Source organism: Pseudomonas sp. TE24901, assembly GCF_054058375.1.
Genome location: NZ_JBSSAF010000015.1, coordinates 1 through 16,481 on the forward strand (window position 1 = coordinate 1; position 16,481 = coordinate 16,481).

The 16,481-nt window shown below is 63.2% G+C and carries 14 protein-coding genes; 6 read left to right on the plus strand and 8 right to left on the minus strand.

Features of this window, described 5'->3' with window-relative positions; translation table 11 throughout:
- Positions 1 to 222: 222 nt before the first annotated feature.
- The 8 genes from ACVWVP_RS25305 to ACVWVP_RS25340 form a co-directional block, all read right to left on the minus strand.
- Entirely contained in the window at positions 223 to 1,224 is a 1,002-nt protein-coding gene (locus ACVWVP_RS25305; RefSeq protein ID WP_176994790.1) for a response regulator, read from the minus strand.
- A 51-nt stretch (positions 1,225 to 1,275) separates the two neighbouring features.
- Positions 1,276 to 2,286: a chemotaxis-specific protein-glutamate methyltransferase CheB gene (gene cheB, locus ACVWVP_RS25310; RefSeq protein ID WP_457408672.1), complete on the minus strand. Its 1,011-nt coding sequence runs from the start codon at positions 2,284 to 2,286 to the stop codon at positions 1,276 to 1,278.
- The gene (locus ACVWVP_RS25315; protein WP_178925752.1) at positions 2,283 to 4,568 is read right to left on the minus strand and encodes a hybrid sensor histidine kinase/response regulator; all 2,286 of its coding nucleotides are present in this window, start codon (positions 4,566 to 4,568) and stop codon (positions 2,283 to 2,285) included. Before ACVWVP_RS25315 ends, cheB begins: the two co-directional genes overlap by 4 nt.
- Positions 4,565 to 5,266, minus strand: a complete 702-nt coding sequence (locus ACVWVP_RS25320; protein ID WP_176994793.1) for a chemotaxis protein CheW — start codon at positions 5,264 to 5,266, stop codon at positions 4,565 to 4,567. The genes ACVWVP_RS25315 and ACVWVP_RS25320 overlap by 4 nt, the downstream gene beginning before the upstream one ends.
- Positions 5,263 to 6,522: a CheR family methyltransferase gene (locus tag ACVWVP_RS25325; RefSeq protein WP_457408674.1), complete on the minus strand. Its 1,260-nt coding sequence runs from the start codon at positions 6,520 to 6,522 to the stop codon at positions 5,263 to 5,265. Before ACVWVP_RS25325 ends, ACVWVP_RS25320 begins: the two co-directional genes overlap by 4 nt.
- Positions 6,519 to 7,031 carry a chemotaxis protein CheW gene (locus ACVWVP_RS25330; RefSeq protein WP_176994795.1) on the minus strand — a complete coding sequence of 171 codons (513 nt, stop codon included), beginning with the start codon at positions 7,029 to 7,031 and terminating at the stop codon, positions 6,519 to 6,521. The genes ACVWVP_RS25325 and ACVWVP_RS25330 overlap by 4 nt, the downstream gene beginning before the upstream one ends.
- A complete protein-coding gene (locus ACVWVP_RS25335; protein ID WP_178925756.1) occupies positions 7,031 to 8,653 on the minus strand; it encodes a methyl-accepting chemotaxis protein in 1,623 nt (540 codons plus the stop codon). Before ACVWVP_RS25335 ends, ACVWVP_RS25330 begins: the two co-directional genes overlap by 1 nt.
- A gap of 211 nt (positions 8,654 to 8,864) precedes the next feature.
- Positions 8,865 to 9,572 (minus strand): tellurite resistance TerB family protein, encoded by a 708-nt coding sequence (locus ACVWVP_RS25340; RefSeq protein WP_178925757.1) that lies wholly within the window; start codon positions 9,570 to 9,572, stop codon positions 8,865 to 8,867.
- Positions 9,573 to 9,740: 168 nt separating this feature from the next.
- Between ACVWVP_RS25340 and ACVWVP_RS25345 the strand changes: the two genes are divergently transcribed.
- The 6 genes from ACVWVP_RS25345 (at position 9,741) to ACVWVP_RS25370 (ending at position 16,437) form a co-directional block, all read left to right on the plus strand.
- Positions 9,741 to 10,652, plus strand: a complete 912-nt coding sequence (locus ACVWVP_RS25345; RefSeq protein WP_101267138.1) for a LysR family transcriptional regulator — start codon at positions 9,741 to 9,743, stop codon at positions 10,650 to 10,652.
- Positions 10,653 to 10,785: 133 nt separating this feature from the next.
- Positions 10,786 to 12,243: a gamma-aminobutyraldehyde dehydrogenase gene (locus ACVWVP_RS25350; RefSeq protein ID WP_457408678.1), complete on the plus strand. Its 1,458-nt coding sequence runs from the start codon at positions 10,786 to 10,788 to the stop codon at positions 12,241 to 12,243.
- Between the two features lie 71 nt (positions 12,244 to 12,314).
- Positions 12,315 to 13,466 (plus strand): putative ABC transporter substrate-binding protein YdcS, encoded by a 1,152-nt coding sequence (gene ydcS, locus ACVWVP_RS25355; protein WP_457408681.1) that lies wholly within the window; start codon positions 12,315 to 12,317, stop codon positions 13,464 to 13,466.
- A gap of 206 nt (positions 13,467 to 13,672) precedes the next feature.
- The gene (locus ACVWVP_RS25360; protein WP_457408683.1) at positions 13,673 to 14,707 is read left to right on the plus strand and encodes an ABC transporter ATP-binding protein; all 1,035 of its coding nucleotides are present in this window, start codon (positions 13,673 to 13,675) and stop codon (positions 14,705 to 14,707) included.
- Position 14,708: 1 nt separating this feature from the next.
- Positions 14,709 to 15,638, plus strand: a complete 930-nt coding sequence (locus ACVWVP_RS25365) for an ABC transporter permease (protein ID WP_178925761.1) — start codon at positions 14,709 to 14,711, stop codon at positions 15,636 to 15,638.
- Positions 15,628 to 16,437 carry an ABC transporter permease gene (locus ACVWVP_RS25370; RefSeq protein WP_176994802.1) on the plus strand — a complete coding sequence of 270 codons (810 nt, stop codon included), beginning with the start codon at positions 15,628 to 15,630 and terminating at the stop codon, positions 16,435 to 16,437. The genes ACVWVP_RS25365 and ACVWVP_RS25370 overlap by 11 nt, the downstream gene beginning before the upstream one ends.
- Positions 16,438 to 16,481: the final 44 nt, after the last annotated feature.

Below are 16,481 nucleotides of genomic sequence, written 5' to 3' on the forward strand. Positions count from 1 at the left end.
TAACCCGGCAGGACGCCGGGTTAGCCGCGCTGGGCCAAGGATGGCCCATCGCGGCGGCCCACGCTCCAAAGCCGGAGTGAGGGCACACCGAGCCTGAGCGAGGTGCCGAGTGTTGGGGCAAGAGCCCTTTTGGTTACTTTTGGGGCTCTTTTCCAAAAGTGACCCGCTGTAAGAGCGGAACCATAAGTAGCCGTTACCTAAATAACGGATATGTACACAGCCCTACTCAATCCCCACCTGATTACGCCCATTATGCTTGGCCGTATACAGCCCCTTGTCCGCCGCCATGATCAGTTGCCGGCAATCGGTCCCCTGCTGCGGGGTCACCGTCGACAAGCCAATGCTGATGGTCAGGCTGGAGCCTTCCGCCGGGGCAATGTGCGGGATTTTCAGCGCCGCCACCGCCATGCGCAGCTTCTCAGCCACCAAACGCGCACCACCCGGCGAGGTATTCGGCAATACCAACGCAAACTCTTCACCACCATAACGCGCCGGCAGATCCGAAGGCCGGCTGCTGGCTTCGCGGATGGTCGCCGCGACCTTGCGCAACGCTTCATCACCTTCGACATGCCCAAAACTGTCGTTGTAGGTCTTGAAGAAGTCCACGTCGATCATCAGCAGCGACAACTGGGTCTGGTCACGCATGGCACGGCGCCACTCCAGCTCCAGGTATTCGTCGAAGTGGCGACGGTTGGACAGCCCGGTCAGGCCATCGGAGTTCATCAGGCGTTGCAGCACCAGGTTGGTGTCGAGCAGTTGCTGCTGGCTGACCCGCAGCGCACGGTAGGCCGCGTCGCGCTGCAACAGGGTCATGTAGGAGCGCGAGTGATAGCGGATGCGCGCCACCAGCTCGATGTTGTCCGGTAACTTCACCAGGTAGTCGTTGGCCCCGGCCGAGAACGCCGCGCTCTTGATCAGCGGGTCTTCCTTGGTGGACAGCACGATGATCGGGATATTGGCCGTGGCAGGGTGGTTGCGGTACTCGCGCACCAGCGTCAGGCCGTCCAGGCCGGGCATCACCAGGTCTTGGAGGATCACGGTCGGCTTGATGCGGATCGCCTGGGCAATCGCCTGGTGCGGGTCGGCGCAGAAGTGGAAGTCGATGTTTTCTTCGTGGGCCAGGCCACGCCGCACGGCTTCGCCGATCATGGCCTGGTCATCGACCAGCAACACCATGGCGGCGTTTTCGTCGGTCTTGATGTCGTCGATCTGTAAATCATTCATGTGCAGTCACCTGAATTACTACCAGCAAGCCAGCACTGCGGGAGGTCGCGATCATTTTGCAAAGACCTCCATCAGTCGGGGCGCAATTCTATCCAGTGGGCGAATTTCAACAGCAGCATCAATCGCCGCCGCCGCTTTGGGCATGCCATACACCGCCGAGCTCTGCTGATCCTGGGCGATGGTCAAATATCCTTGTTCACGCAACAACTTGAGGCCCTGGGCGCCGTCGCGGCCCATGCCCGTCAGCAGTACACCGACGGCGTCACCGTCCCAGTGGCTGGCGACGCTCTCGAAAAACACGTCGATGGACGGCCGGTAAATCTCGTTCACCGGCTCTGCGGTATAGGCTAGCGTGCCATTTTTCAACAGGCGAATATGATGGTTGGTGCCGGCCAGCAACACCACGCCGCTTTGCGGCGGTTCGCCTTCGCGGGCCAGGCGTACCGGCAGGCCGGAGGCGCTGCCCAGCCACTCGGCCATGCCCGCAGCGAACACCTGGTCCACATGCTGCACCAGCACAATGGCGGCCGAAAAGTCCCGTGGCAAACCCTTGAGCAGGATTTCCAGGGCAGCCGGGCCGCCCGCCGAAGAACCAATGGCCACCAGGCTCTGGCGTTTGCTGGCGGTGCGTTGGGGCGCAGTTTCGGCGCGCACGCGGCTGCCACGCTGACCGATCAGCCAGCCAATATTGAGGATTTTGCGCAGCAACGGCGCCGCCGCATCCTTGGGGTTGCCCACGCCGAGCGCGGGGGTGTCCACCACATCCAGCGCGCCGTGGCCCATGGCCTCGAATACCCGGCTCATATTGGCCTGGCGGTCGACAGTCACCAACAGAATCGCGCACGGTGTCTCGGCCATGATCTGCCGGGTGGCCTCGACGCCATCCATCACCGGCATGATCAGGTCCATCAGGATCAGGTCCGGGGTCAGCTCGGCGCAACGCTGCACGGCTTCAAGGCCATTGCTGGCCACCCAGACGACTTGATGCGCGGGCTCGAAACTCAGGGCACGGCGCAACGCCTCCACCGCCAGGGGCATGTCATTGACGATCGCAATCCTCATGCCCGGGCACCTCCAATCAGCTCGACCACGGCGTCCAGCAGGGCGTCATCGTGGAAACTGGCCTTGGCTAGATAATAGTCCGCGCCGGCATCCAGTCCACGGCGCCGGTCTTCTTCGCGATCCTTGTACGACACCACCATCACCGGCAACGATTGCAGGCGACTGTCACGGCGCAGGAGTGTGACCAATTCAATACCGTCCATACGAGGCATATCAATGTCAGTGATGAGCAGGTCGAAGTCTTCGGAGCGCAACGCGTTCCAGCCGTCCATGCCATCGACCGCAACGGCCACTTCATAACCACGATTAAGTAACAATTTGCGTTGCAGCTCACGCACGGTCAGCGAGTCATCCACCACCAGCACGCGTTTGCGCGGCGCCTCAGTGGCCTGCTGGCTGCGCCGGGCGATGCGTTCCAGGCGCCCGGTGTTGAGCAGTTTGTCCACCGAACGCAGCATGTCTTCAACGTCGACGATCAACACCACCGAGCCGTCGTCCAGCAACGCCCCGGCAGAAATATCCTGGACCTTGCCCAGGCGATCATCCAGCGGCAACACCACCAACGTGCGTTCGCCGATAAAGCGCTCCACGGCAATGCCATACACCGCGTCGCGCTCACGGATCACCACCACCTTGAGCGTTTCTTCATTGCTCTGCCCCGCCGGGCGCTGCAACAACTGGCTGGCGGCAACCAGGCCGACATGCCGGCCCTCGTGCCAGAAGTGCTGGCGGCCTTCCAGTTGCACAATGTCATCGGGCGCCAGGTCGCACATACGTTCGATGTGCGCCAGCGGGAAGGCATAGGCTTCTTCGCCGACTTCCACCACCAGGCTGCGCACCACCGACAAGGTCAGCGGCACCTCCAGGTGGAAGCGGCTGCCCTGCCCTGCCGTCTGCTCCAGCACCACGGCACCGCGCAACTGGCGGACCATATGCTGCACCGCATCCAGGCCCACGCCACGCCCGGACACTTCGGTGACTTTGTCACGCAGGCTGAAGCCCGGCAGGAACAGGAACGTCAGCAGTTCCTCTTCGCTCAGGCGCAGCGCCGTTTCCAGCGGCGACAGGTGCCGGTCGACGATGGTGCCGCGCAAGCGCTCAAGGTCGACACCATTGCCATCGTCGCTCAACTCCAGCACCAGCAAACCGGCCTGGTGGGAGGCGCGCAGACGAATCAGGCCTTCCGCCGGCTTGCCCGCCAGTATCCGTTGTTCGGGGGTTTCGATGCCATGGTCGACGGCATTGCGCAGCAAATGGGTCAGCGGCGCTTCGAGCTTTTCCAGCACATCGCGGTCGACCTGGGTCTTTTCGCCCTCGATCTCCAGGCGCACTTGCTTGCCCAGGCTGCGGCCGAGGTCCCGCACCATGCGTACCTGCCCGGCCAGCACATCGGCAAACGGGCGCATACGACAGGCCAGCGCGGTGTCGTAGAGCACCTGGGCGCGTTGCCCGGCCTGCCAGCCGAACTCATCCAGCTCGGCGGTTTTTTCCGCGAGCAACGCCTGGGCCTCGCTCAACAACCGACGGGTATCGGCCAGGGCTTCCTGGGCTTCCAGGTTCAGGTCCAGCGTCTTGAGCTGGCCATCCAGGGTGTCGAGGGCGCGCACGCCCTGGCTCTGGATACGCTTGAGGCGCTGCATGCTGGCCAGGTAAGGCTTGAGCCGCTGGGTTTCCACCAGGGACTTGCTGGACAGATCCAACAGGCTGTTCAGGCGCTCGGCGGTCACTCGCAACACGCGCTCACCGCCTTCGGTCATGCGCTTGTTCTGACGCGGCGGCTCGCTGCTGACCGGCGGCGCCGGTTCTGGCTCCGCTGGCAGTTCCTCAACAACAGGCGGCGAGACCGGCGCGGGCTCGGGCGGCGGTGGTGCAACGGTTTGCACCGGCGCCTGGGATGGATCGAGCAAGCGCTCCATCAGCGCAACATAGGCTTCAATGTCCGCCGACCCCACGTCGTTGCCGGGCGTGGCGATGCGCATCAGCAGGTCGGTGCCTTGCAGCAACGCATCAATATGTTCGGGTTGCAGGTACAGGCGGCTCTCCTGGGCACTGACCAGGCAATCCTCCATCACGTGGGCCACGCTGACCCCGGCGTCCACCCCGACGATCCGCGCCGCGCCCTTGAGCGAGTGCGCCGCACGCATGCAGGCCTCAAGCTGGTCGGCCTGGGTGGGGTTGCGTTCCAGGGCCAGCAGGCCCGCGCTCAACACCTGGGTCTGCGCATCGGCTTCCAGGCTGAACAGTTCCAGCAGCGAGGCATCGCGCATCTGGTCGGGGGTCATGTGAGGCTCCGGGTCACGGCGGACAACAATTGCGCCTCATCCAGCCAACGCAGGCTGCGGCCTTTCCACTGCAACACACCTTGGGTGTAACGCGCACTGGCCTGGGTGCCCGAGGCCGACGCGGCTTTTAATGTGCGCTCGTCGATGGCATGGATACCGTCGACTTCGTCCACCGGCACCACCACCGGGCCATCCTGTGCGGCGATGATCAGCATGCGCGGCATGACGCGCCCGCCCGTGGTGCCAGGGCTGGTGCTGTCCAGGCCAAGCAATTCCACCAGCGACAGGCACGCCACCAGCGCACCCCGCACGTTGGCCACGCCGAGCAAGGCACGGGAGCGTTGGTGCGGCAGGGAGTGAATCGGCTGCAACGGCGCCACTTCCACCAGGCAGCGGGTGGCGATACCCAGCCACTCCTCGCCGAGGCGGAACATCAACAGGGAACGGGTGACCACATCCGTGGCCACTTCGGCCTCAGCCTGGGGGCGACGGTCGTCCTGTTGCAGGGCATAACGGTCCAGCAGGCGCGTGGCCGCCGCCGAATACACCGCGCAGTTGCGGCAGTGAATGTGCTCCGCCAGCAAGGGGCAGGACTTGTCACCGTGGATGCCGATGCGGTTCCAGCAGTCGTCGATGGCTTGGGTGTCGGCCAGGGTCAGGTCCAGGCCTGCGGTATCGAGCGCGTCGGGGCTACTCATCGTTTGGACTCACTGTCAGCTCGCTCGCTACGGGCGGCCCGCGCCTGCAGCCGGCGCGCCCCCGCACTGTCGCCCTGGGATTCAAGCAACGCGGCCAGGTGCATCAAGGCTTGCGGGTGCTGGGGTTCCAGGTACAAGGCTTTTCGGTAATACCCCTGGGCTTCCAGGGCGCTGCCGGCCACATCGCTGAGCAGCCCCAGCCAGTAGAACACCTGGGCGGCGGGCGGGTGGTTGCTTAAATACTGTTCGCAGGCCGCACGGGCCTCGGCACTTTTGCCTTCGTTGGCCAGGGTGGCGATCTGGCTGAGCAAGTGACCCGCATCGGTTTGCGCGGTTTTGATCGGCGTCACGGCGGGCGGGACAAGGCTGAACGGTCGCGGCTTGGGCGGAATCGGCGCCGCACTGCGCTGCGGCACCGGCGCGGGCATCGGCACGAACACCGGCTCGGCCTTGACCGGCTCCGCATGCCGGCTGAACGCGAAGGACTGCGGCACGCCAATCGAGCGCATGCCGTGGCGCCCCAGCAGGCTGCCCTCGGCCGGGCCGATGAACAGCACGCCGTCCACATGGGTCAGGCCCTTGAGCACGTCGAACACTTGCTTCTGGGTCGGCTGGTCGAAATAGATCAGCAGGTTGCGGCAGAACACAAAGTCGTAGGTGGGCTCATTGGCCAGCAGGGCCGGGTCGAGCAGGTTGCCGACTTGCAGGCGCACCTGCTCGCGCACGCGATCATCGATACGATAGCCGTCGGCCTGTTCGGTGAAGTGGCGCTCACGAAAGCCGATATCGCCGCCGCGAAACGAGTTCTTGCCGTACACCCCGCGACGGGCGCGTTCCACCGACAGCGGGCTCACGTCCAGGCCCAGCACCTTGAATTGGTGCGGCGCCATCCCGGCATCCAGCAACGCCATGGCTATCGAATAGGGTTCTTCGCCGGTGGAACAGGGCAGGCTCAAAATGCGCAAGGCGCGCATCTGCTTGATCTCGGCCAGGCGCGCCACCGCGAGCCGGGCCAGGGTGGCAAACGATTCGGGGTAACGAAAGAACCAGGTCTCGGGGACGATCACCGCTTCGATCAGCGCTTGCTGCTCGTCATGGGAGCTTTGCAGGTGTTGCCAGTACTGGTCGGCCGTCTGCGTCTGCAGGGCCTGGCTGCGCTGGCGCACCGCACGGTCGATGATGGCTTCGCCCACCGAGGCCACGTCCAGGCCGATGCGCTCCTTGAGGTAGGCCGAAATGCGCGGGTCGCTGCTCATAGACTCAGCTCGGCAGAAAACAGCAGGGTGCGTACATCGTCGTTCAACAAGTCGTTCACGCCGATCCACTGCATCAGGCCCTGGGCATCTTCGCGCACCGGCCCCAGGTACGGCGCCTGCGGGTTATCCAGGCCATAGGGCTGGAACTCGGCGGGGTCGCAACGCAGGGTGTCGGTGGCTTGCTCCAGGATCAGCCCCAGCCAGCGGGCTTCGAGCCACGGTTGCGGCTGATAGTTGACCAGCACCAGGCGCGTGCTGGTGCGAGCCTGGGCGGCCGCACCGAACGTGAGGGCGCTGAGGTCGATGACCGGCACCAGCACGCCCCGGTGGGCAAAGATCCCCGCCACCCACACCGGCGCATGGGCGATGGGCTTGAGGGGCAGGCGCGGCAATACCTCGGCCACTTCCGTGGCCTTGAGGGCATAGCGCTCCTGGCCGATCCGAAACACCAGGTACAACGCCTTTTTCGCTGCCGGGACGGCGCCGCGTTTAGCCGCGAGGTCGCTCATCAGACTTTGAAACGCGACACGCCGCTGCGCAGACCGACCGCAACCTGGCTCAGTTCATCAATGGCAAAGCTGGCCTGGCGCAGCGACTCCACGGTCTGGCTGCTGGCATCGCCCAACTGCACCAGCGCGTGGTTGATCTGCTCGGCACCGGTGGCCTGGGCCTGCATGCCCTCGTTGACCATCAACACCCGCGGCGCCAGCGCCTGGACCTGATGGATGATCTGCGACAGCTGCTCGCCCACTTGCTGCACCTCGAACATGCCGCGACGCACTTCTTCGGAGAACTTGTCCATGCCCATCACGCCCGCCGACACCGCCGACTGGATCTCGCGCACCATCTGTTCAATGTCGTAGGTGGCCACGGCGGTCTGGTCGGCCAGGCGCCGCACTTCGGTGGCCACCACGGCAAAGCCGCGACCGTACTCACCGGCCTTCTCGGCCTCGATGGCCGCATTGAGGGACAGCAGGTTGGTCTGGTCGGCCACCTTGACGATGGTCACCACCACCTGGTTGATGTTGCCGGCCTTCTCATTGAGGATCGCCAGCTTGGCGTTCACCAGGTCGGCGGCGCCCATCACCGAGTGCATGGTTTCTTCCATGCGGGCCAGGCCTTGCTGGCCGGAACCGGCGGCCACCGAAGCCTGGTCGGCGGCGGTGGACACTTCGGTCATGGTGCGTACCAGGTCCTTGGACGTGGCGGCAATCTCGCGGGACGTGGCACCGATTTCGGTGGTGGTGGCAGCGGTTTCGGTGGCGGTGGCCTGTTGCTGCTTGGAGGTGGCGGCAATCTCGGTGACCGAGGTGGTCACCTGCACCGAGGAGCGCTGGGCCTGGGACACCAGGGCGGTCAGCTCGGTCATCATGTCGTTGAAGCCGGTTTCCACCGCGTTGAACTCGTCCTTGCGCTCCAGGTTCAAGCGCTTGCTCAGGTCACCGTCACGCATGGTGCCCAGGATCGACACGATGCGCTGCATCGGCGCCATGATCGCGCGCATCAACAGCAGGCCGCAGAGGCCGGCAGCAACGACAGCGAATGCCAGCGACACGAACATGCTGACCTTGGCGGCCTCGACGGCGTCGTCGATGGCAGTGGTCGCGCGGTCGGCGACGTCCTTGTTTTCCGTAATGATGTCATTGAGCTTCATGCGCCCTGCCGTCCAGGCGGGCGTCAGGGTGGTGTTGAACTCCTTGCGCGCAGCGGCGAGGTCATTGCGCTGCAGACTGTCGAGCACCACAGCCAGGCTCTTGTTGTAGGCCTGGTGCAGGGTTTCGAATTTATCGAACTCGGCCTGGTCTTCGCGGCCGTTGATGGTTTTCTGGTAGTTGGCCATCTGCGTCAGGATGCGACCTTCAAACGACTTGAAGTCGGCCTTGTCCGCGTCGGTCAGGCCTTTGTCGTCACGCAGGCCGAGCAATTCCAGGGTCTGCAGGTAGCTGTCGACCCAGGCGCTGCGGATCATCGAACTCAGGTAAACGCCCGGTACGGCATCGTCACGTACCGCGACTTCACTGGCTTCAATCTTCAGCAACCGTGAATAGGAGACCACAACCATTAACAGCATGATGGCGATAATGACCGCAAAGCTTGCCAAGATCCGTTGGCGCAAGGTCCAGTTCTTCACAGTAATTCCTCGAAGGGCCGATCAAATGCCGGGGAGTATAGCTGAGCAGAAGCCCTCATTTATCAATGGGTTTTGATGTAGCGATCACAGAAAGCAAATGTGGGAGCGGGCTTGCTCGCGAATGGGGTGGATCAGTCAGCAGAGAGGTGACTGATAAACCGTATTCGCGAGCAAGCCCGCTCCCACAATTTGATCGGCGTGAAGCCAGCGATTATTGGTTTAGGCGCACCTGTTTTTCCAGCTCCAGCTTCAAACCTGGCTCCAGCCTCAGCTGGCGCGCCAGCTCGTCGAGGTAGGCTTTTTCCATGAAGTTTTCCTCATCCACTAGCATCACGCTGGCGATGTACATCTCGGCCGCCATTTCCGGGGTGCCCGCCGCCCGCGCCACGTCGGCCGGGTCCAGGGGTTTGTTCAGCTCGGCATGCAGCCAGCCTTGCAGCTCGCGGTCGTTGTCCAGCTTGGTGAACTCACCTTCGATCAGCGCACGTTCACGCTCATCCACATGACCGTCGGCCTTGGCTGCCGCCACCAGTGCCTTGAGGATCGCCTGGCTGTGCTGCTCGACCTGGGCCGGTGGCAGGCGATCGACCGTCTGCGGCTCGCCCTTCGGTGCATTCGCCTGCTGCGCCTGCCAGTTGCCATAAGCCTTGTAGGCAATCACGCCCAGTGCTGCCAGCCCGCCGTAAGTCAGGGCTTTTCCGCCAAACTTGCGGGCTTTTTTATTGCCCAGCAACAGGCCCATGGCACCCGCCGCCAGGGCTCCCCCACCGGCGCCGCCGAGCAGGCTGCCCAGCCCGCCACCGCCGAGCAAGCCGCCAAGGGCGCCTTTATCCTCCTGCTTACGCGAGTCGCCGGCCTTTTTCTGCAGCATGTCCTGACCGGATTTGAGCAACTGATCGAGCAATCCACGGGTATTCATAAGGAACCTCCAGGCACTTGGGTACGTAGGACTAATAGGCCCCCAGCGTAAAACCAAGTGCCAAAAACCCTCGATCTAGAGTGCTTCCAGATGTAACGCCACAGCCTTTCGATTAAAACGATATACACTCGAACAAATCTATAAAAATACCCCACTGGTAATTCCAGCATGATGACCTTGCGTCAAATCCGGCACTTTATCGCCGTGGCCGAGACCGGCTCGATCTCCGCCGCCGCGCAGACCGCATTCATTTCCCAGTCCACCCTGACCCTGGCGATCCAGCAACTGGAGCAGGAAATCGGCGTCAACCTGTTCAACCGCCACGCCAAGGGCATGACCCTGACCCACCAGGGTCACCAATTCCTGCGTCAGGCGCACTTGATCCTCGCCACCGTCGACAACGCCAAGCGCAGCCTGCAACAGAGCACCGACCAGGTGGCCGGGCAGTTGATCATCGGCGTGACCAGCCTGGTGGCCGGTTATTACCTGGCCGATCTGCTCACCCGCTTCCAGCGCGCCTACCCCAACGTGGAAATCCGCGTGATGGAGGACGAACGCCCGTATATCGAGCATTTGCTGGTCAGCGGTGAAATCGACGTGGGCGTGCTGATCCTCTCCAACCTCGAAGACCGCCACGCCCTGCAGACCGAAGTGCTCACCCATTCGCCCCACCGCCTGTGGTTGCCGGCGCAGCACCCGCTGCTGGAGCACGACAGCATCAACCTGGCCGACGTCGCCCGCGAGCCACTGATCCAGTTGAACGTCGATGAGATGGGCCACAACGCTCAGCGCATGTGGGCCGGCGCCGGCCTGCAGCCCCGCGTCACGCTGCGCACCGCCTCCACCGAAGCCGTGCGAAGCCTGGTGGCCGCAGGGCTTGGCGTGTCGATCCAGCCGGACATGACTTACCGCCCGTGGTCGCTGGAGGGCGACATCATCGAAGCCCGACCGATTGCCGACCTCAGCCAGACCCTCGACGTGGGCCTGGCCTGGCGCCGTGGTACTGCGCGGCCGGCGCTGGTGGACCCGTTCCTGACGGTGGCCCGCGAACAGCCGCACCCGCGCAAGCCATCTATTTAATCGAATGCTGCATTCAGTATTTAGTATTTGTTGACCTCGCGCCTGACCTCTAGTCTCTACTTATCCCATAAGAGAAAGGTCAAGCGCTCGTAAGAGAACGCCCATGGCCATACAAGAAAAGAGATCGCGAAAAATGTCCGGCGCGCCCACCCCGCTGCTCACTGCGTTGCTGATCGACGGCGAACTGGTCCAGGGCCAGGGCTTTGCCGAGCCGATCCTCAACCCGGCCACCGGTGAAGTCCTCACCCAGATCGCCGAAGCCAGCACCGAACAGGTGGAAACCGCGATCCTCGCCGCCCACAGCGCCTTTGCCGGCTGGTCACGCACCACGCCCCAGCAACGCTCGAACATCCTGCTCGGCATTGCCGACGCCATCGAAAAACAAGCCGACTATTTAGCCCGCCTGGAATCCCTGAACTGCGGCAAGCCGTTGCACCTGGCGCGCCAGGATGACTTGAGCGCCACTGTCGACGTGTTCCGTTTTTTCGCCGGCGCCGTGCGCTGCCAGACCGGGCAACTGAGCGGCGAATACCTGCCGGGCTACACCAGCATGGTGCGCCGCGATCCCATCGGGGTGGTGGCGTCGATTGCGCCATGGAACTACCCGTTGATGATGGCCGCATGGAAGATCGCGCCTGCCCTAGCGGCCGGCAATACCCTGGTGTTCAAGCCGTCAGAACATACGCCGCTGTCGATCCTGGCATTAGCCCCCGCACTTAAAGAGCTGCTGCCGCGTGGCGTGATCAATATTCTGTGTGGCGGCGGCGAAGGCGTCGGCAGCCATCTGGTGAGCCACGCCAAAGTGCGCATGGTCTCGCTGACCGGCGATATCGTCACCGGGCAGAAGATCCTGCAAGCCGCGTCCAAAACCCTTAAACGCACGCACCTGGAACTGGGCGGCAAGGCCCCAGTGATCGTGTGCAACGACGCCGACCTGCAAGCCGTGGTCGAGGGTGTGCGCGCCTACGGTTATTACAACGCGGGCCAGGATTGCACCGCCGCGTGCCGCATCTACGCCCAGGCCGGCATCCACGACAAGCTGGTCGCCGAACTCGGCGCCGCCGTGAGCAGCCTGCGCTTTGCCGGCAAACGCGACACCGACAACGAACTGGGCCCGCTGATCAGCACACGCCAGCGCGACCGCGTGGCCAGTTTTGTCGAACGCGCCCTCGGCCAGCCGCATATCGAACGCATCACCGGCGCCGCCGTGCATTCCGGCGCGGGCTTCTACTACCAGCCGACCCTGCTGGCCGGTTGCAAGCAGCACGATGAAATCGTGCAACGCGAAGTGTTCGGCCCGGTGGTCACCGTGACCCGCTTCGACGAGCTGGAACAAGCCGTGGACTGGGCCAACGACTCCGAATACGGCCTGGCCTCGTCGGTGTGGACCCAGAACCTGGACAAGGCCATGCAAGTGGCCGCACGCCTGCAATACGGCTGCACCTGGATCAACAGCCATTTCATGCTGGTCAGCGAAATGCCCCACGGCGGCTTGAAGCGCTCGGGGTACGGGAAAGATCTGTCCAGCGATTCGCTACAGGACTACAGCGTGGTGCGGCACATCATGGCCCGCCACGGCCAGCATCTTTAAAACAACAACTAAGCTCATGCGTTACGGCTTCACACACTGCCCCGACCATAATTAAAGAAGAGGGAATCCCCATGTCTGCGCACAAGACCGCACTGCTCAGTGCCCTGACCACCGCGCTGCTGGCCAGCGCCAGCCTCCAGGCCGCCGAACCGCTCAAAGCGGTCGGCGCCGGCGAAGGCCAATTGGATATCGTCGCCTGGCCCGGCTACATCGAACGCGGCGACAGCGACAAGGCCTACGACTGGGTCACCGGTTTCGAGAAGGAAACCGGTTGCAAGGTCAATGTGAAAACCGCCGCCACCTCTGACGAAATGGTCAGCCTGATGGCCAAGGGCGGCTATGACCTGGTCACCGCGTCGGGCGATGCATCGCTGCGCTTGATCGGTGGCAAACGTGTGCAGCCGATCAACACGTCGCTGATCCCCAACTGGAAGAACATCGACCCGCGCCTCAAGGATGCGCCGTGGTACGTGGTCGGCCAGCAGACCTACGGCACCCCGTACCAGTGGGGCCCGAACGTATTGATGTACAACACCAATGTGTTCAAGACCGCGCCCACCAGCTGGAGTGTGATTTTCGACGCGCAGAACCTGCCGGACGGCAAGCCTAATAAAGGTCGCGTGCAAGCCTATGACGGCCCGATCTACATCGCCGATGCGGCGCTCTACCTCAAGAGCACCAAGCCGGAGCTGGGCATCCAGAACCCTTATGAGCTGACCGAAACCCAGTACAAGGCCGTGCTTGAACTGTTGCGTGCCCAGCAACCGCTGATCCATCGCTACTGGCACGACACCACCGTGCAAATGAGCGACTTCAAGAACGAAGGCGTGGTGGCCTCCAGCGCCTGGCCGTATCAGGTCAACGGCCTGGTCAACGAGAAACAGCCGATTGCCTCGACCATTCCGAAGGAAGGCGCCACTGGCTGGGCGGACACCACCATGCTGCACACCGACGCCAAGCACCCGAACTGCGCCTACAAGTGGATGGACTGGTCACTGCAGCCGAAGGTCCAGGGCGACGTCGCGGCCTGGTTCGGCTCGTTGCCAGCCGTACCGGCGGCCTGCAAGGAAAGCGAGCTGCTGGGCGCCGAAGGCTGCAAGACCAACGGTTTCGACCAGTTCGACAAGATCGCCTTCTGGAAAACCCCGCAGGCTGAAGGCGGCAAGTTCGTGCCGTACAGCCGCTGGACCCAGGATTACATCGCGATCATGGGCGGCCGCTAAGCCTGCCTGACAACGCAGGACAAAATGTGGGAGCGGGCTTGCTCGCGAAAGCGGTGTGTCAGTCAACACATCTGTAACTGATCCACCGCATTCGCGAGCAAGCCCGCTCCCACAGTTGGACCGAGTCAGATTCAGTACCGCGTTTATTTTTCAGAAGTCCAGGCCGGGCCGCTGCGACGACCCGCGCCTTTTTGGAGCACCGCACCATGACGCTTGCAGTCCAATTCACCCACGTTTCCCGTCAGTTCGGCGAAGTGAAGGCCGTTGACCGGGTTTCCATCGATATCCAGGACGGCGAGTTCTTTTCCATGCTCGGCCCTTCCGGCTCCGGCAAGACCACTTGCCTGCGCCTGATTGCCGGTTTTGAGCAGCCGAGCGCAGGCTCGATCCGTATTCATGGCGAGGAAGCCGCAGGCTTGCCGCCGTACCAGCGTGACGTGAACACCGTGTTCCAGGATTACGCGCTGTTCCCCCACATGAATGTGCGCGACAACGTGGCCTACGGCCTCAAGGTCAAGGGTATCGGCAAGACCGAGCGCGTGAACCGTGCCGAAGAAGCCCTCGCCATGGTCGCCCTCGGCGGCTACGGTGACCGCAAGCCGGTGCAGCTTTCCGGTGGTCAGCGCCAACGGGTCGCCCTGGCCCGCGCCTTGGTCAATCGCCCACGGGTGCTGTTGCTTGACGAGCCCCTGGGCGCCCTCGACCTCAAGCTGCGCGAGCAGATGCAGAGCGAGCTGAAAAAGCTGCAGCGCCAGCTCGGTATCACCTTTATTTTCGTGACCCACGACCAGACCGAAGCGCTGTCGATGTCTGACCGCGTGGCCGTGTTCAACAAGGGCCGCATCGAGCAGGTCGACACCCCGCGCAACCTCTACATGAAACCCGCCACCTCGTTCGTGGCCGAGTTCGTCGGCACCTCTAACGTGATTCGCGGCGAATTGGCGCAACGCCTCAGCGGCAACGCACAAGCGTTCTCGATCCGCCCGGAACACGTGCGTTTTGCCGAAGGTGCGCTGGGCACCGGTGAAGTGGAGGTCAGCGGCCTGCTGCATGACATCCAGTACCAGGGCAGCGCCACCCGCTATGAACTCAAGCTGGAAAACGGCCAGGCCCTGAACATCAGCCAGGCCAACAACCAATGGCTCGATACCAGCAGCGGTTACCAGGTGGGCCAGCCCATCACCGCACGCTGGGCACGGGAAGCGATGACGCCCCTGACCGACAGCGCAGGCGAGGTGTGACATGAGCCTGGCCCTTTCCCAACCGCCGATGCGCAGGTTTTCCAACCTGCTGTACCGCAAGCCCAACCTGTACCTGGCGATGTTGCTGGTGCCACCGCTGATCTGGTTCGGCGCCATCTACCTGGGCTCGTTGCTGACCCTGCTGTGGCAAGGCTTCTACACCTTCGACGACTTCACCATGGCGGTCACGCCGGACTTGACCCTGGCCAACTTCGCCGCGCTGTTCCAGCCGTCGAACTTCGACATCATCGTGCGCACCTTGAGCATGGCGATCGTGGTGTCCATCGCCAGCGCCATCGTCGCGTTCCCGATTGCCTACTACATGGCGCGCTACACCACGGGCAAGACCAAGGCGTTTTTCTACATCGCAGTGATGATGCCGATGTGGGCCAGCTACATCGTCAAGGCCTACGCCTGGACCTTGCTGCTGGCCAAGGGCGGCGTGGCGCAGTGGTTTGTGCAGCACCTGGGCCTGGAGCCGGTGTTGCAGTTCGTGCTGGGCATTCCCGGTGTGGGCGGCAGCACCTTGAGCACCTCGCACCTGGGACGCTTCATGGTGTTCGTCTACATCTGGCTGCCGTTCATGATCCTGCCGATCCAGGCCTCGCTGGAGCGTTTGCCGCCTTCACTGTTGCAAGCGTCGGCGGACCTCGGCGCCAAGCCGCGCCAGACCTTCATGCAGGTGATTCTGCCGCTGTCGGTGCCGGGGATTGCGGCCGGCTCGATCTTCACCTTCTCGCTGACGTTGGGCGACTTCATCGTGCCGCAACTGGTCGGCCCACCGGGTTACTTCGTCGGCGGCATGGTGTACGCCCAGCAAGGCGCCATCGGCAACATGCCCATGGCCGCGGCGTTCACATTGGTGCCCATCGTGCTGATCGCGGTTTACCTCTCCATTGTCAAACGCCTGGGGGCCTTCGATGCACTCTGAGAAATCTTCGCTGGGTCTGAAGATCGCAGCCTGGGGCGGCTTGGTGTTTTTGCACTTCCCGATCCTGATCATCTTCCTCTACGCCTTCAACACCGAAGAAGCCGCGTTCAGCTTTCCGCCCCAGGGCTTCACCCTGAAGTGGTTCAGCGTGGCCTTCGCCCGGCCGGACGTGCTGGACGCGATCAAGTTGTCGCTGCAGATCGCGGCCATTGCCACGTTGATCGCCATGGTGCTCGGCACGCTGGCCTCGGCGGCGTTGTATCGCCGTGAGTTCTTCGGCAAGCAAGGCGTGTCGTTGATGCTGATCCTGCCGATTGCATTGCCGGGGATCATCACCGGTATCGCGCTGCTGGCAACGTTCAAGACGCTGGGCATCGAGCCCGGGATGTTCACCATCATCGTCGGCCACGCGACCTTCTGCGTGGTGATCGTCTACAACAACGTGATCGCGCGTTTGCGCCGTACCTCCCACAGCCTGATCGAAGCCTCGATGGACTTGGGCGCCGACGGCTGGCAGACCTTCCGCTACATCATCATGCCCAACCTGGGCTCGGCACTGCTGGCCGGCGGCATGCTCGCCTTTGCGCTGTCGTTCGACGAAATCATCGTCACCACCTTCACCGCCGGCCACGAGCGCACCTTGCCGCTGTGGCTGCTCAACCAGCTGAGCCGCCCACGGGACGTGCCGGTGACCAACGTGGTGGCAATGCTGGTGATGCTGGTCACGATGTTCCCGATTCTCGGTGCCTATTACCTGACACGCGGCGGTGAAAGCGTGGCGGGGAGTGGCGGTAAATAACGGACAACACATAGCCACTGTTGAAACACGGTCAATGTGGGAGC

What these genes read in the sequence shown, in the direction of transcription:
- ACVWVP_RS25305 (WP_176994790.1), bottom strand. Translation starts at nt 1,224, where the DNA reads ATGAATGATTTACAGATCGACGACATCAAGACCGACGAAAACGCCGCC.
- cheB (WP_457408672.1), bottom strand. Translation starts at nt 2,286, where the DNA reads ATGAGGATTGCGATCGTCAATGACATGCCCCTGGCGGTGGAGGCGTTG.
- ACVWVP_RS25315 (WP_178925752.1), bottom strand. Translation starts at nt 4,568, where the DNA reads ATGACCCCCGACCAGATGCGCGATGCCTCGCTGCTGGAACTGTTCAGC.
- ACVWVP_RS25320 (WP_176994793.1), bottom strand. Translation starts at nt 5,266, where the DNA reads ATGAGTAGCCCCGACGCGCTCGATACCGCAGGCCTGGACCTGACCCTG.
- ACVWVP_RS25325 (WP_457408674.1), bottom strand. Translation starts at nt 6,522, where the DNA reads ATGAGCAGCGACCCGCGCATTTCGGCCTACCTCAAGGAGCGCATCGGC.
- ACVWVP_RS25330 (WP_176994795.1), bottom strand. Translation starts at nt 7,031, where the DNA reads ATGAGCGACCTCGCGGCTAAACGCGGCGCCGTCCCGGCAGCGAAAAAG.
- ACVWVP_RS25340 (WP_178925757.1), bottom strand. Translation starts at nt 9,572, where the DNA reads ATGAATACCCGTGGATTGCTCGATCAGTTGCTCAAATCCGGTCAGGAC.
- ACVWVP_RS25345 (WP_101267138.1), top strand. Translation starts at nt 9,741, where the DNA reads ATGATGACCTTGCGTCAAATCCGGCACTTTATCGCCGTGGCCGAGACC.
- ACVWVP_RS25350 (WP_457408678.1), top strand. Translation starts at nt 10,786, where the DNA reads ATGTCCGGCGCGCCCACCCCGCTGCTCACTGCGTTGCTGATCGACGGC.
- ydcS (WP_457408681.1), top strand. Translation starts at nt 12,315, where the DNA reads ATGTCTGCGCACAAGACCGCACTGCTCAGTGCCCTGACCACCGCGCTG.
- ACVWVP_RS25360 (WP_457408683.1), top strand. Translation starts at nt 13,673, where the DNA reads ATGACGCTTGCAGTCCAATTCACCCACGTTTCCCGTCAGTTCGGCGAA.
- ACVWVP_RS25365 (WP_178925761.1), top strand. Translation starts at nt 14,709, where the DNA reads ATGAGCCTGGCCCTTTCCCAACCGCCGATGCGCAGGTTTTCCAACCTG.
- ACVWVP_RS25370 (WP_176994802.1), top strand. Translation starts at nt 15,628, where the DNA reads ATGCACTCTGAGAAATCTTCGCTGGGTCTGAAGATCGCAGCCTGGGGC.